The sequence below is a fragment of the Coleofasciculus sp. B1-GNL1-01 genome (assembly GCF_040220235.1).
Taxonomy (GTDB): domain Bacteria; phylum Cyanobacteriota; class Cyanobacteriia; order Cyanobacteriales; family Coleofasciculaceae; genus Coleofasciculus.
The window spans coordinates 1-15987 of the sequence record NZ_JAVJTO010000044.1 but is presented as its reverse complement, the minus strand read 5'-3'; the positions used below and the strand labels follow the sequence as shown (position 1 = coordinate 15987).

The following is a 15987-nucleotide window of genomic DNA, read 5'->3' as shown; positions in this document are numbered from 1 at the left end:
TTTTTTAACATACGGTATAGTCATCGGTTGTACATCCGTGAAAACACGGATTAACGTAATTGAACAAGAATCCTATTCCTGGTTCAGCTAGTTGTTCGATCAGCTTGGTGATAACGCAAAGCCATTGATTTACCTGACTTAGGGTTATAAATTTTACTAATGTGTGTGTCGATTAGCTTGATTTGAGGAAAACCCAGCTTCTCAGGCTAATAAGATTGGTTTCCTTTGTCAACCCAACCGACAAGCATTACACCGTGGTGCTTTAGCTAGATTTATCAGATTTTCTTATCACTTTCACTTCGGAAGCGCCAGTGATATGGGAGAGAAAAAGCTAAAGTGTGGCATGATTCTAAGTGTAGAGTTTCTTGTGGGGGTGCGCCATCGAGAAAGTGTCAAACCGCATATAGCGGTTTCCAAGCCGATGGGGTACAACCAACTGTAGGGTCGCAAGGCTTGCGCCCTTGGCAATATACCTCACTTGGAACTTGCTCTTCCTTTCCTGAACCGTCGTTGAGACAGATAGGACACTCCGCTTTCTTCAGTTGAACTTGTCAGTAGGGGACACAGACACAATTGACAACTCTAAAGAATACCCCAACTCATGATGTATTTGTTTTTCTAGAAATTTTTGCCATTGAAGGCGGTATTCAATCCTACGTCAAAAATATATTACAAGCGTATATATCCATTCAGGCTCAATCTGAAGCGGAGATAGAGACTGAGGTATTTTTACTCCGGGATAGCCCAGATTGCGACAATCCGTTTGATGTTCCCTGTCTACAATTCCATTACCTGAAAACCAAACCCCCAATGTTAGGGCGTCTCAGGCTAGCCGCAGCGCTGGGGCTTCGTTTGTGGCAAAAACGCCCCAAGCATGTATTCTGTGGTCATATTAACTTAGCCCCTCTGATGCAGTTTCTTTGTCAGCCATTGGGTATTCCCTACACCGTTTTGACGTATGGTAAGGAAGTTTGGCAGCCATTACCTGATTCCCAACGTCAGGCGTTAGCTGGGGCGGCTCAAATCTGGACAATTAGTCGCTACAGTCGCGATCGCGCTTGTGCGGCGAATGACTTAAATCCCTCTCAGATAAAGATTTTACCCTGTATGGTGGATGGTGATGCCTTTACTCCGGGTGACAAGTCTCCAGGGTTAATTCAGCGATATGATTTGGCAGGGGCTAAAGTATTAATGACTGTAGCACGTCTGTGGTCAGGGGATATTTACAAGGGAGTGGATGTGACGATTCGCGCCCTCCCCAAAATCGCGGCGGTTTTCCCAGAGGTGAACTATTTAGTCATTGGGCGCGGTGATGACCAGCCTAGATTAGCACAACTAACTCAAGAACTCGGTGTTCGCGATCGCGTCGTTTTTGCTGGGTTTGTTCCCACCACTGACTTAGTGGAACATTACCGCGTGGCTGATGCTTATATCATGCCCTCTCAAGAAGGCTTTGGTATTGTTTATCTAGAAGCCATGGCATGTGGTAAACCTGTATTAGCTGGGGACGCCGATGGATCGGCTGATCCCTTACAGGATGGGCGCTTAGGCTGGCGAGTCCCCCACCGTGATCCGGACGCCGTAGCAGCAGCCTGTATTGAAATCCTTAAAGGAGAGGATCAGCGCTGTGATGGGAAGTGGTTGCGAGAACAATGTCTGGCTCAATTTAGCCGAGATGCTTTTCAGGAACAGTTTAAACAACTTTTGTACAATTTACCAACGATAAAAGGGTAGTATAGCACTACGAGGATACGTTAGGACATTCCCCTGTTGCCTGTTGCCTGTTGCCTTTTCACCCAATTTTATTGTCCTAACCTCAATGCGTAGTGCTATATATCCAAGCCAGATCCCCGACTTCTCTAAGAAGTCGGGGATCTAGAGTACCTCACTTACTACCAAAAGCGCTGTCTTATTCAGTTCAACCGCCACACCCTAAAAAGACGGCGGGGAAGCCCGTTTCTTGAATGAAAGACAAGCTACCCCACCGCCGTCTTATAGTATGGGTCATGAAAGATACCAAGCGTTTTGATAACTGAACCAAAGTCTAGAATGGAAAAGTTGCACTAAACCCGAACAACCCACTGCCTAATTCGGAAAAATTTGTCGCCGCATCTACCTCCTTAATGTTCTAACTCTTCTTTAAACAACACATCGAGGAAAATTGCAGAACCTGTAAGGTAGGCAATCAAAATCAAGAATGTCAGCATAACCATCACCTCCACTATTTCATACGTCCACTTGGCTAGAGGTTATGCACATTAGTTGCAATTCTTTACAATCTTGGTCAACGCCCGGTTGAGCGATCGCAAGTCTGTGTGCCAATCGCTACTACCCTGCGCTGAACCTGGGACTGTTTCGCACCTGAACTCGAATACCCCTAGTCGCGGACTACCGCTCTATTTACATTTTTTCACTTTTGCGATCGCATGGGCAATAGAAATACCTGAAAAAAATCCCCCATTTTACCGTAAATCCGATAAAATAGGAAATTCAAATTCATTATTCATCATTCATAACCATCCCTCATCACCTTTTGATAAGCCTTAACCTGCCAATCAATCCCCGTAATCGCCGTACCTACCACCACAGCATCAGCGCCTAACTGGAGGGCTTGTTGTGCCATCTGGGGCGAAGCAATCCCCCCTTCACCGATGGTTGGCACGTCTAACTGTTCGACAATTTGGGACAAAAGTTCAAATCCCGGTGGTTGAAGATGTTGGGTTGAGGCGGTGTAACCATATAGGGTTGTTCCTACAACATCAGCCCCAGCGTTCACGGCGGCGGTTGCGCTTTCAATCGTATCGATATCCGCCATAACTGGCTTACCCAATTCCGCGTGAATTCGGGGAATTAAGTCAGAGAGGGTTTCCCCGCCGGGGCGTTGTCGTAACGTAGCATCAATAGCAATAATATCAGCCCCGGCTGACGCGATCGCACGGGCATGATTAAACTGAGGAGTAATGTAAACCTCAGAACCCGGTATTTGCTGTTTCCATAACCCAATAATCGGCGTTGTCGGACATTGCTTCCGCACCGCTTGAACATGGGCAGGGGTATCAATTCGCACACCAACCGCGCCCTGATTCACAGAGGCTTGCGCCATCGCCGCAATCACCAATGGATCATGGAGTGGTGAGTCAACAGGGGCTTGACAAGAGACAATCAAACCGTGACGTAACACTGAAATTAAGTTCTGAGAATTGGCTGTCATATTCAATTTGGGTAATTCTCCCTGTTTGGGTTGGGACAAGGCAGAAGGCTTCAGCACGAGGGCAGAAGGGGTAGAAGGCAAAAGTACCCAAGGGATAAAGGGAGTGAAAAAAAGCGATATCATAGCAATCCCCAGTGCTGATGAATTAGGCGAATTCCAGTGGCTATAGATGAATATCCATCGTAGCGCAAGATAGTTAATACTAAACTACGAATAATAGAAAAATTATGCACAACAGCAATTTCACGCCCTTGTTTGTTGTTAAATTGGCGGATGCTTCGCTTTTTGTTGCACGGGGGAACCGGAAATTACAGCAGTTTTCAAGTTAGTAGACTACAGACGATCATTGCGCTGAAAAGCAAACCGATACAATTTTGTATTCCATAAACGTGAAAAGCGCTGTAATCAAAGTCCCCCTTTTGAAGGGGGATTTAGGGGGATCTAAACCTTGAGGGTTAGTGATACAAAGTCTTAAGTTTACACGCGATATCTCGCTTGCATCTTACTTTTTTATCACAGTAGCCGACTTTTGCTTGCGTTGCAACTGGGCAACGACACCGAAAGCACCAATCGCAAATAATCCCACAATAGAAGTTGATTCGGGAACTGAAGTTTCATCAGTCAGATCAACTCGCAGGATCTCCCCTTGTCCACCAACAAAGCCCTGATTCGAGACATAAATAAAATTATCAGAACCTACGGCTAGGGCAGTGGGAAAACGTAATTCCTGATCCAGTAGAGTTGTCCGAGTTCCATCAGGGGCAATCTGGATTAAAGCACCTGTTGGATCTCCAGACAATATGGAATTAGCGGCGTATTCGAGAACCAATAAATTCCCCTCTGGATCAAAATCCAGATCAATAATATTCGTGAAGCCCTCAGCATACACCTCTGGCTGATTCTCTGAATTGAGGCGAAAAACCCTCGCCCCTCCTTCGGGATAGGGGAAACCTGTCAGTTCGCCCATATAAAAGGCATCGTCTGGACCAACGGCAATCGATGTGGGAACCGATTCCATGGGAATCATAGCACCACTGAAGGGATTAGTCACAAAGCGATCGCTAAAGACAGATTCTGTGGCAATTTCTTCATCATCCAAGCCTACACTTAAGAGGGCATTCGCACCTGCATCAACTACGTAAGCTGTGCTATCTTCAATTAGCAGAGAATAAGGGTTGGTATCAATTCCCCCAGTTGCCGGATCTCCATCATCGGGATTATTGACAGCTTCATACGCCGCCAAATCCGCGATCGCAGTCCAAGACGGTTCTCCATTCAGGTCATTAATCGCCAGTAACTGAGCAAAGTCAGACGTCGGGAGTTGATCACGATTCCCTGGATTACTACCCAACCCTACTAAAACATAAGCCTGTCCCGTCCCATCAAAGGCAATATCATGGGAACCTGTGGCTTCCGTGCCATCCTGTGGTGATGCGATCGAGGGTAAACCCGTCACAATCGGTTCTGTGACTCCATCCTGAATGCGGAGTAACCTACCTGTTGCTCCATAACACAGGTCAACATCAGGGCGACTTGGCGAGGGAATACAGGCACCTGAACCCCCTTTACCAGCTTCTGTCGCATAGAGAGCGCCATCAGAACCAATCGTTAAACCTCTGGGACTATTTAAACCACTGGCTAATACGTCAACGTTAAAGCTGGCTGCTTGTGCTGTTTCTGAGACACCAAACGCCATTAATGCAGTTCCCGCCGCCGCGATCGTCAGTTTCTTGAACATGATTAATTTTTGAATTTGAACGGTATCATGTTACCGCTGATTCTTAACTGTTCTGGCGATAGGCTAGAAAGGTTTATAAAGCTTTACTTTTTGAAAAATAAAATAGACTAAATCAGTCATTGTTAATAGTTCATTAAAACATTTATGTCTATGGGTAGATGACGTTTATAAAAGTCAACTATAATTTATTATGTTGGGATTGACATTGGATCATATTCAAAGAAAGAGGGTAAAATTCATCAAACCCCTTACACTGCTAGCAGGGAAAATGTACTGCAGCTTTTCCAACTTCCAGACGTTCCGGTGGAACGTCTCTACAACATTCCCTGCTCCCTACTCCCGCCGCCAAACTGATTCAGCAATCCCTAAATAGTGGCGTGACCACCGAATTTTAGGAATTAACCTTACGCCGCGAAACTGTAGGGGCGCAAAGACTTGCGCCCGATTCAATGGTAAAATCTCTACCACCATGTTAGCTGTGCCACGCCAGTAGAGGGACATAAACTTCAAGGTGGAGAAAGCCCTATTTGGTATAATTAATCCCATCCTACACCACGCGATTGGTTCTAATACATTCTCGATACCAATCAAAGCTGGCTTTCGGAATCCGGTTTTGAGTGCGATAATCGATATAAATCAATCCAAATCGACGATCATAACCATAAGACCATTCAAAGTTATCCATCAAACTCCAAAGGAAATATCCATTTAGAGGATATCCTTCAGAAATAGCCCGATGAGCCGATCGCAAATGCTGACGCAGGTAAAAAATGCGGTCAATATCGATCACTTCCCCCTGACTATTTAACTCATCCACAACAGCACAACCGTTTTCAGTAATCACAATGGGTAAATCGGGACGCCCTACTGTTTCACTAATATGGCGAATGCCCCAATAAATACAATCGGGTAAAATATGCAACCATGGCATATTTAGTTTCGGATAATGTTCTGGAAAGTTGAGAACCTCATATCCGCATTCATTATCAACAGCGCGAACATAGTCACCGAAGTAAACATTAAACCCCAGAATATCTAAAGGTTGATGAATGGTTTCTAAGTCTCCATCCTGAATATCGGGCGCATTCTCGCCTAACTGTTCCAACAACGCCGGACTATACTTTCCAGTTAAGGCGGGAAAAATAATCCCACCATTTTTTCCAACAGTATGAAATGCTTTTTTAGCCGCCTCTATATGATCAGGAGATTCATTAATCGGTACGGTTACTGCAAAATTATCCACTAAACTCACTGAACAGGGAACAGGAGATGCGGCGCGAATGGCTTGACACCCTAAACCATGGGCTAAAAGGGCGTGGTGAGAAGTTTGCCACACCTGCTTGAGTGAACTCACCCGCGTTCCCGGTGCATGAGGCGGATCAGAATTAACCCCATAACCCCAGTGAGTAAAGCAGGGTATTTCATTCAGCGTCATCCAATGGGTAATGCGATCGCCTAATCGACTGACAACGGTGGTAACATAATCAGCATAGTCGATTGCCATTTGCCGACTTTGCCAGGAACCGTAAGCCTCTTCTAACGCTTGGGGGGAGTCCCAGTGAAACAAAGTCGCGTGGGGCGTAATTCCCTTATCCCGCAGGCAATCCACCAAACGCTTATAAAAGTCAATCCCTTGTTCATTCACCGTACCACGACCATCGGGAATAATTCGTGACCAGGCGATACTAAACCGATAGTGTTGAATACCCAGTTGTGCCATTAAGTCTATATCGTGTTCGTAGCGATGATAATGGTCACAAGCCACAGCACCTGTATCACCGTTCAGGGTACGTCTAGGGGTAGCGCTAAATGTATCCCAGACACTGGGTTTGCGCCCACCTTCGTTTACTGCACCTTCGATTTGATAGGAAGCGGTAGCACTTCCCCAGCAGAACTCCTCTGGAAATTGGTAACTGGTCATAATGATTAAAGATTTGACCCCAATCCCATGATTGCAGATAAAAAGAAGATTACGCAGTAGTGGCATAAAGACGCAGTTCCGCTATACCATCCTTCACCGCTTGAATGATGTAATCAACTGCTCCAAATTATTGCATATAAGTTGCATTAAGTGTGAAACGATAAATGAACTTGGCAAGCATACCATGACAGCTTGGTCACGACTAGCCATAAAAAATTTTTGCAACTTATTTTTAATAATTTTAGAATAATTACAACTATTCGCCACCGATGTCAAGTGGGAAGAGTTCCGGCGGTGTAGAGGTCTTCTCTCGGCAATAGTCGCCAAAAGCTCTCTTATCCGTGGTTTTTCCTGGGTGGGCGATCGCTGAACATCCTAGCTGACTCTCCCGCACCAAAAAATATTTCGCTCAACTCCTTGACAAAGAAACCGATTTAGCGATATTTTTATTGAAAATAATTATCAACTTGTTCTCCCACAGTATCCTGGAAAGCTGGCTGAGCTTTTTAAATTAAAGTTGCAAGAGAGGCTATGCCCATTATTCCAGGCAGGCGGAATCGTCGCTTGACCCCTACTCGGTTTTTTCCTAGCGGCAGTCGCCCTGATTGTAGAGCGATTGTTTTTTTGGGTTTCATGTCAATACTAGACGGTCGATTTACACATCTGTTGGATTAAATCCATCTCATCATGCTAACTCCTGAAGTTTTACAAACTCGACTCGCTCGTTTTTCTCCTTACCTCAATGAGTTTTTGCAAAACCGCTTACAGCTAACATCACCCTCAGAATCCATTGAGGTTATATCTGCCAGGGAATATTTAGCACCAGAGCGCCTCCAAACGAGCCTTGAAATCTTTGCAAAAGTGCATCGTATTCCTGATTTACCTGTAGCCACTTCTTTATGGAACAAGAATTACAATAATGCACTCATTCCAGCCATACTACCTGCTATGACACTGTTGGGCATCGGCTTAGATGCCTCCCTAGAGAACGTCAGCCTAATTCTCAAGGATGAAACACCAAAGGCGATTGTGCTGAACCGATTGGATAGAACAGTAGTCTATCCTCCCCGCTTCGAGGAAACTACAGCATCAAATCTCCCAACAGTTACGGAACTCTCTCAACTCCATGCTTTTGTCTTTACATCTCTGCTTGAGCATTTGCGTTTCTTAAACAAACAAGTGAATGCTCTGACTAAGCTCCCCCGTTCAGTCATGTGGGGGAATACGGGCAACATCTGTGACTATTTGTATGAAGAGTTGAGCAACTGCCCAGGAACTTTTACTGCCACTCAGGAAGATAGAGCTATAATTTTTGAGCAATTCGACAGTCCTGCTGGAATCGGACGCAATCCGCTGTATCAAACAGTCGTCTGCGAATCCATTGAAGAGCCAAATTTCTCAGAACCTGTTACCATTCGTCGAGTTTGCTGCTTACTCTTTAGAATGCCTGAAGGTGAAGGCTACTGCGGTAACTGTCCCCTGATGAGTCGAGAGGAGCGTCTGGCTCGCCTCAAGCATTAACGTATTACAATACCCCTAAGATTTTAATGAGTTTTATGAGAAGTCAATTTGGGTATGGTGCAAAATCTCAGATAAAACGTATCTATCAACAGATAGTCTTATTTGGGTTTATGGCGGTTTTGGTTGTGGCTTGTAATCATTCTTCGGTCTCTGAAACTTCAACCTCAACGAATTGCCGTAGGGTTGATCATCTGGCTGGAGAAACCTGCATTCCGCTGAATCCTCAACGTCCGGTTGTACTGGGTGTTCCGACAATGGCAAATGCCATTTTCCTTGGAGTTAAGCCAGTAGGGACAATCCTCTACTTTGATCAAAAGGCTCCTCCTCCCTATTTAGAAGGGAAATTAGAAGGAATTCAAATTGTGGGAACAGGCAATCAACCCAATTTAGAAAAAATATTGATCCTAGAGCCTGACTTAATCATAGCCATGAATGATTCAGAATTATCCTATGATCAAATGTCTCAAATTGCGCCAACAGTTGTAGATAATTGGTACGGTTATTCGGATTGGAAAGAGCATTTCAACTTTGTCGCTGAAGTGTTAGGAAAAACTGAGGAATCTAAGCAAGTTTGGGCGCATTACGAACAACGCATTCAGGAACTTAGGCAAGCCTTGGGTGATAATTATCAAGACATCGATGTATCAGTTGTAAGAGTGTGTTGCAACAACCTAGCTAGCGACGTGAAAAATTCCTTTAGTGGCATCATTCTCAATGATGTTGGACTACGTCGTCCTCCATCCCAAGATTCAGCACCAGGTGGTCTAGTTATTTTTTCAGAAGAATTGATCGCTGAAAAATTAGATGGAGACATCATTTTTGCCATTGTCGATGACGATGATGATTCTGAAAAAGCCTTTGAGCAACTAAAAAATGATCCGCTCTGGAACAAACTCGAAGCGGTGCAGGAGGGTAAGGTTTATCCTGTCAATCTTGCTACGTGGCGTGGAGGCAATCCTCTCGCAGCGGATGCTGTGATTGATGATTTATTCAAGTATTTGGTAGCGGGGCAGGAGTCATGAAGCTGTAGTCAAAGGGGAACTTCAGCTTAAATATTCCGAACATCTGGGATAATGCAATTCCCCTTTAAGCTGAGCAAATACCCTCCCTATCGCCGTTCCCCTATACTATCCTTCACGGCTTGAATGATGTAATCGATATCCTCATCAGTATGAGCAGTGGATAAGTAACCACTCAATTGAAATAATATATCAATTAGCTACCCCCCTTAGCTTGACTGGATCGCCCGATGTAAAGCGATCGCTAATTTCGGGTTAATTAAGCTGAATACCCGGAGTATAGGTCAAGACCTCTAGCTGGGTTCGGGATAATTTTCCAATTCTCCTATTGCCAAAACCCCATAGAGACATCTATAATTTAAATCTTATAATTGAGATTAAATCTCAATTAATAGCCCCACTGATTTGACAAGGCTTTTTCAGGTCAGAGGACAGGGGGCATCACAATTTCGGTCATTATTCAGTGTGAGGGTGTCAAGTGTGAAAAAAGGGCAATTGCTTCAAGTTCTATACTTAACAGGTGCAATTTCAGCGATCGCGGCGGGGTCAGTCAGGGCAGAGATGACCCGAGTCTCAACCGATGCATCAACGTCCCAAACGCCACGCCTGTCAGAGATTGAGTTTCCCTTAACCCGTGCCGAGTGGTTGAGTCAAGATTTTCCTCCCACTCAGGTAGAGTCAGACTCAGTTGTACAAGTAACAGGGATACAAATTAACCCAACAACGGATGGCATTGAGGTGGTGCTGGAAACAGCAGAGGGCGAAGTGGTGACACCGAGTACAGAGGTGGTGGGAAATGCTCTAATTGTAGAGATTCCCAATGCGGTGCTGGCACTGCCAGATGGGGAAGCGTTTGAGCAGTTTAACCCAGCCCCAGGAATTGGGCTAGTGAGGGTGACAAGCTTACCAGGAGAGCAGGTGCAGGTATCGATTACAGGTACAGAGGCACCGCCTACCGCAGACGTGAGGACAGAGGCAGGAAATTTGGTGCTGAGTGTGGTACCGGGGATGATGCCAGAGGAAGCGGAGGAAGTTGAGGAAATTGAACTGATTGTTACTGCCACTCGTACCGCAGAAGAAGAAGAGGATATTCCGCGATCTGTGACGGTGATTGACCGTGAGGAGCTTGAAGAGCAAAGCAACTTAACTACTAATCTCCAAGACATTCTCGGACAAACTGTTCCAGGCTTGGGGCCACCGACTCAGAGCTTCAGAAATGCTCTTCAAACATTGCGGGGACGCGGCATTCAAATCTTAGTAGACGGCGTACCCATTAGTACGAATCAAAATACAGCATTTAATCAAGAATTCAGAAGTATTGCCCCCAGTGCTATTGAACGGGTTGAAGTGGTACGCGGTCCCTCCGCAGTTTTTGGGGAAGGCGCAACCGGCGGCATTATTAACATCATCACGCGCCGACCCGGAGACGAACTTAGGACGACGGTAGAAACTCGCGTCACCTCTCGGGGGGATTTGGCAGCAGAGAGCTTTGGGACGTATGTTGAGTATGGTTTTTCCGGTCCATTAGGCGGTCCTGTTGACGGTTTGTTTAATCTCTCATGGGAAACGTTTGGCTACTCTTTTGATGCCGAAGGCGATCGCATTCCCAACTTTGAGAATGCCCAAGAGAATGGACGCACAATCAATGTTCTCGGCAGACTTGGCTTTGATATCTCAGACGATCAACGTCTACAAATCAGCGTCAACCATTTCAGCGATACGCAAGAGGTCGAGTTTACTTCCGATCCAAGTCTGAATGACTTCCCGCCGGCTACTCGCAAAGCCGAGGCATTAAGGATTGAAGAACCTGAGTTCATCGGGATAGACGGCGATCCCAGGAGAGTCAATACAGTTGTTAATTTGAACTACACTCACGACAATTTACTGGGGTCACAAGTTGCTCTACAGGGGTTCTATCGAGAAAATTTTGGTGTGATTGGACTCCCCTTTGATAACAGAGACTTTGGTGGCGATCCCCCTTTTGTTGCGTTTAATCAACAAGATTCCGAGCGCTGGGGCGGACGACTACAAATTGATACGCCCTTTTCAGAGGCAGCGAGTTTATTATGGGGAGCCGACTACAGTCAGGAAAATCTGTCTCAACCTCAGCAATTCTTTGATGTTGATGAATTTGATCGAAGCGGCGGACGAGTTTTTCGAGTTATTGCAGAAAATTTCACCACGCCTCCCTATGAAGTTGAAAACTTGGGGTTGTTTGCTCAGCTCTCGTGGGACATTAGCGATCGCCTTTTGCTGAGTGGTGGAGCCCGGTACGAAAACATTAGCGCTAGCGTTGATGACTATACTGTTTTTGGGATTGGGTTTGAACCCGACCGAGACATTGAAGGGGGAAGCGTTAACGCCGATGACGTTGTCTTTAATGTGGGTGCCGTCTACCAAGTCACTGATGAATTGAGTCTATTTGCCAGCTTTGCTCAAGGATTTGGCGTGCCCGACTTAGGGCGCATTTTCCGCAGTCCACCAAGCGGATTCAGATCCGTAGATGAAGATCTAATCTTTACCCAGCCTCAAAAAATTGACAATTACGAGCTGGGCATTCGGGGAAATTGGCAGGACGTGCAGTTTTCTCTGGCTGGTTTTTACAACTACTCCGACTCCGGGGTTAGTTTCAACGTGGTTGAAATAGGTGATGGATTTACTGAAGTTAGGGTGGCTCGCGCGCCACGGCGCATCTATGGGGTTGAAGCAACCGTTGATTGGCAACCGAATCCAACCTGGCAACTGGGCGGTTTAATCAGTTGGAATGAAGGGGAAGACAAGCAAGATGATGATGGCGACTTTGTGGCGCTGAGTACGCGAGACATTCAGCCGATTAAAATCTCCGTCTATGTGGAAAACGAAACCCTACCGGGATGGCGCAATCGATTGCAAGCATTATATGTGGGCGATCGCGATCGCGGTTTTGATGCCGACCGCGATCCTCAGCCGATTGAGGGCTACTTTGTCGTCGATTACATCAGCAGTATTCAACTAGGCACAGGAGAAATACAAATCGGCATTCAAAACTTGTTTGACAATCAATATTTTCCATTGAGATCGCAAATACCAGGAGGCTTTTCCAATGTACAAAATCGGGCTGCACCGGGCAGAACCTTGAGTCTTGGCTATCGCGTTACTTGGTAAGTGACGCACCGGAATTTTATCTGGGGGGTGCGTTGGGCTAAAACCGCAACACACCCTACAGCTAAATGATCCATAAATACTGTTAAACATAACGTTTGTCATGGAACCTTTCTTTTGCTCTCATGAATCGCGTCAAGCCGGTGAAGAACCGATTGGTATGGCAGGAGATGAACACCTCTATGTGCTGATAGAATGTCCTCCACCTTGGGCTGCGATGGCACTAACGTCTCAGTCAATTCCTGCCAATTTACGACAATTAAAAGAGGAAATAGAACAGGCGGAATTGTCTGTGAGGTTTTTGTTAATTCACAGTCATCGTCTCAAGCAAGAGAACTACACAAGGGTGCTAATTTTTCGGAAACCTGAAGGATTAGCGACAACTTATGAACGACAAGAATTGCAAGTCTCCGATCTCCAAGAAGTGGCTCCAGCGGTGAAAGACTGCTTAGTCAATTGGGAACGTCGTAGTAAAAACACTCAACCCCAAACTCGCGATATTTTGGTCTGTACCCACGGTACTCATGACAAATGCTGTGCTAAATATGGCAAGCCTTTCTACTACCAGGCTTTAGCAACGGTTGAGCAACTATCTCTTGATCAGGTGCGGATTTGGGAATGCAGTCATTTTGGTGGTCATCGTTTTGCGCCGACGATTATCGATTTTCCCGAAAGCCGATACTACGCTAGGCTCGACGCTACTTCATTGACTTCAGTCTTGACTAAGACGGGCGATATTAATTGTTTCAAGGATATTTATCGCGGCTGGAGTTTGTTGCCGTATTTGGCACAGGTTTTAGAGCGAGAACTCATATTTCGATATGGATGGGAATGGTTTGATTACAGCGTTAATTGTCAGATTATTGAGCAAAACGAAGAAGAAACTTTTAGCCGGATCGAGTTGATTTTTAAAACACCTGATGGTGTGCTGAAAGGATATCGAGCTGATGTTGTTGAAGATGAGAATAAATGTCTTTATTTGATTGGAGATTGTGAAGGAAATCAAGCTGAGAAAACCCCTCAATTTCAGGTTCAAAATTTGATAGAAATTGAACCGTTGAGCGTTGGAGTATGAAGATGATACAACGGCTCCATCGGTTTATTAAGCTTTTGCTTCTTGTAACGCTAACTTTCTGGTTAATTTCGGCTTGCCACAGCAAGACTTCTCAAAATCTGGTGTCTCAAAGTGAAAAGGCGTCAACATCTGAATGCAGAATCATTCAGCATGATGCAGGTGAAACCGAAATCTGCGGCATACCCAAAAAGGTTGCCGTTCTCGGACCTCATATGCTTGATGTCTTGTTATCTTTGGGAATACAACCTGCTGGATATGCAGAGTGGTACACAGAAGGGATTGGAAATCCGGTATCAGAGATACCTGTCTTGGGGGAGCGTGTTACTAGCAATCCAATTAACTTGGGACTTCGCAATACTCCTTCCCTAGAAGCGATCGTACAGTTGAAGCCCGACTTAATTTTGGGAGAAGATGGACAAGACTACGGGACGCTTTCAAAAATTTCGCCAACTCTATTGTTTAGTGGCCAAGAAGATGACTGGAAACGCAGTATTCCTAAAATTGCCCAAGTTTTTGATCGAGAAGAGCAGGCACAAACTGTTATCGAATCACATAATCAAAAGTTAGCTAAACTTCGCACAGAATTAGCACCTGTCACAGAGACTTATCCACGAGTTTTACTATTTTCAACTTCTCAATTATCTGGTTCTATTTACGTGAGAACTGGCGATAGTATCAGCGGGTTACTCTTTCAAGAGCTAGGGTTTGAGCTGGTATTGCCCAAAAATCAGAAGGCTGAGTTTAGCGACATTCCCATTTCTTTGGAGGTTTTGCCACAACTTGAGGCAGATATCATCATTGTCATCGTGTCAAATCATCGCCGCAACGATGCGATGGAGCAAGTTAAACAGGTTTGGCAGCAAAATCCTCTCACCCAATCTATGCAAGCCAGTAAAGAAGGTCGGGTGTACTTTGTTGAATATTACACCTGGGGGAGTAATATGCGTGGACCAATCGCAGCAGATATCATCCTAGATGAAACTCGTCAGCTTTTGCTTCCTTTAGTTGGTCAATAAAATGAGTCTTTGGCAGCACAAATTACCAGGAAATTTTACACCGCTAGCGAGCTGAAGGGGTGACAAGCAGCTCAAAAGCTTGGTAGACAAAGCATTTTTCCTCTCAAGCTTAAAAAAGATGAGAGCTTATTGACAGGTTTATTGATAATAAAAAATGAAATGAGAATGATAATCACCTGATTCTCTGAGTATCTTGGTTGTCTTTTTCGGACAAAAACAAATTTGCGTATATTTTCCGCAAATTTACTTGGATTAAATCTAAGTGAATCATCAAATTAGGGAGCATCCAAATTTGGCACGTTTGCTCTTTGAATAGGGCTGAAACCCAAGCAAAAAGCGTTACATTAGGTAATGCTTTGTCCCCAACGGGATACTCCCTCAAATTATCTGTAAGGCGTTAGAATTATTTGAATTCATCATTGTCCCCAGGAAAGCCAGCTCAGTTTCCACCCAACCCAAAAAGTTAATGATTTTCAATTAAGTACATGGCTTTTAATCCTTGTTGAAAGTAATGGATTTTAGAGCGATTAAGGTGCATAAGTTTCTCAACCATTACTCGACAAAAATCCCATCCAATAGTCCAAGTCAATCCATAAAGACCAATCCAGAAATTGCTATGTCGTCTCTGGCTTCTTGCTACCTCTTTGAGACGAAAAATATATTTTTGTTGTCTTTGACAACGAGTTTTGTTACCTTTTAAAAAAGCTATAGTATAAGCCATGGCAATTAACAAGACTAAACGATTTAAACGTTCTATACATGCCTTAGTCCCTTCTAAATTATAGCCACCTGTCTGACAATCTTTGAACAAGGATTCTATGCCAATTCGAGATTGATAAACCTGAATCAATTCATCAATACTACTTAAATTGGTTAGAATAAACCAGCCCTTTTTTTCCTTTACCTCGATACTTTCGTTTCCAATAAGCGGCTAAATTAAAACGACCAAACCCCTTTTTCTTTGTATAATTAACTCCCGAATGAAATAACTTCATCCCTGGAGTTAAACCCAACTCACTTAGCTGTTGATGTTAATATATATTTAATTATCGGAAACCAAATTAATGGTAGACTAAGATTGGGAAGAACTAAAAACCTTTGCAGATGTTTCCTCCTACTTTGATAAAGGATGGGTACAGGAAAGAGCGCGGCTAATCTCTCAATCTTGACTTGTTTATGTACTTGAAGCAGCCACAGTAAAATTTCTAGGGTGAGAAGTTGAGACTCACTTAGATAATTCTTAAGGCAACTGTGATAGAATTTGGGTAGCATTATTGATTGAGCGGTTGATTGGAATAAACATAGACCGCTCTTTTTTACCACAAAACCAACCCATTTCTTGTTA

The 15987-nt window shown here is 44.5% G+C and carries 11 protein-coding genes and 1 pseudogene; 6 read left to right on the top strand and 6 right to left on the bottom strand.

Annotated features, from left to right (window positions below):
• The first annotated feature begins 573 nt into the window (after positions 1-573).
• The gene (locus tag RID53_RS09820; RefSeq protein ID WP_446387931.1) at positions 574-1734 is read left to right on the top strand and encodes a glycosyltransferase family 4 protein; all 1161 of its coding nucleotides are present in this window, start codon (positions 574-576) and stop codon (positions 1732-1734) included.
• 772 nt (positions 1735-2506) lie between these two features.
• On the opposite strand, the gene RID53_RS09815 is transcribed toward RID53_RS09820, so the two are convergent.
• The 5 genes from RID53_RS09815 to RID53_RS09795 all read right to left on the bottom strand — a co-directional run bounded on the left by RID53_RS09815 (position 2507) and on the right by RID53_RS09795 (position 7267).
• On the bottom strand, positions 2507-3211 hold the full coding sequence (locus tag RID53_RS09815) for an N-acetylmannosamine-6-phosphate 2-epimerase (protein WP_446388033.1): 705 nt from the start codon (positions 3209-3211) through the stop codon (positions 2507-2509).
• A 502-nt stretch (positions 3212-3713) separates the two neighbouring features.
• A complete protein-coding gene (locus tag RID53_RS09810; RefSeq protein WP_446387930.1) occupies positions 3714-4949 on the bottom strand; it encodes a ScyD/ScyE family protein in 1236 nt (411 codons plus the stop codon).
• A 333-nt stretch (positions 4950-5282) separates the two neighbouring features.
• Positions 5283-5450 carry a hypothetical protein gene (locus RID53_RS09805; protein WP_446387929.1) on the bottom strand — a complete coding sequence of 56 codons (168 nt, stop codon included), beginning with the start codon at positions 5448-5450 and terminating at the stop codon, positions 5283-5285.
• Between the two features lie 46 nt (positions 5451-5496).
• A complete protein-coding gene (locus tag RID53_RS09800) occupies positions 5497-6870 on the bottom strand; it encodes a GH1 family beta-glucosidase (protein WP_446387928.1) in 1374 nt (457 codons plus the stop codon).
• A 256-nt stretch (positions 6871-7126) separates the two neighbouring features.
• Positions 7127-7267 carry a hypothetical protein gene (locus tag RID53_RS09795; RefSeq protein WP_446387927.1) on the bottom strand — a complete coding sequence of 47 codons (141 nt, stop codon included), beginning with the start codon at positions 7265-7267 and terminating at the stop codon, positions 7127-7129.
• A 290-nt stretch (positions 7268-7557) separates the two neighbouring features.
• Here RID53_RS09795 and fhuF point away from each other — a divergent pair, with 290 nt between their 5' ends.
• The 5 genes from fhuF (at position 7558) to RID53_RS09770 (ending at position 14642) form a co-directional block, all read left to right on the top strand.
• Positions 7558-8391, top strand: coding sequence for a siderophore-iron reductase FhuF (fhuF, locus tag RID53_RS09790; protein WP_446387926.1), 834 nt, complete (start codon positions 7558-7560; stop codon positions 8389-8391).
• A gap of 35 nt (positions 8392-8426) precedes the next feature.
• Positions 8427-9413: an ABC transporter substrate-binding protein gene (locus tag RID53_RS09785; protein ID WP_446387925.1), complete on the top strand. Its 987-nt coding sequence runs from the start codon at positions 8427-8429 to the stop codon at positions 9411-9413.
• Positions 9414-9905: 492 nt separating this feature from the next.
• Positions 9906-12554: a TonB-dependent receptor domain-containing protein gene (locus RID53_RS09780; RefSeq protein ID WP_446387924.1), complete on the top strand. Its 2649-nt coding sequence runs from the start codon at positions 9906-9908 to the stop codon at positions 12552-12554.
• Positions 12555-12654: 100 nt separating this feature from the next.
• Positions 12655-13626 (top strand): sucrase ferredoxin, encoded by a 972-nt coding sequence (locus RID53_RS09775; protein WP_446387923.1) that lies wholly within the window; start codon positions 12655-12657, stop codon positions 13624-13626.
• A 2-nt stretch (positions 13627-13628) separates the two neighbouring features.
• Entirely contained in the window at positions 13629-14642 is a 1014-nt protein-coding gene (locus RID53_RS09770; protein WP_446387922.1) for an ABC transporter substrate-binding protein, read from the top strand.
• 463 nt (positions 14643-15105) lie between these two features.
• Here RID53_RS09770 and RID53_RS09765 read toward each other — a convergent pair.
• Positions 15106-15914, bottom strand: a pseudogene (locus tag RID53_RS09765) (hypothetical protein).
• Positions 15915-15987 lie beyond the last annotated feature (73 nt).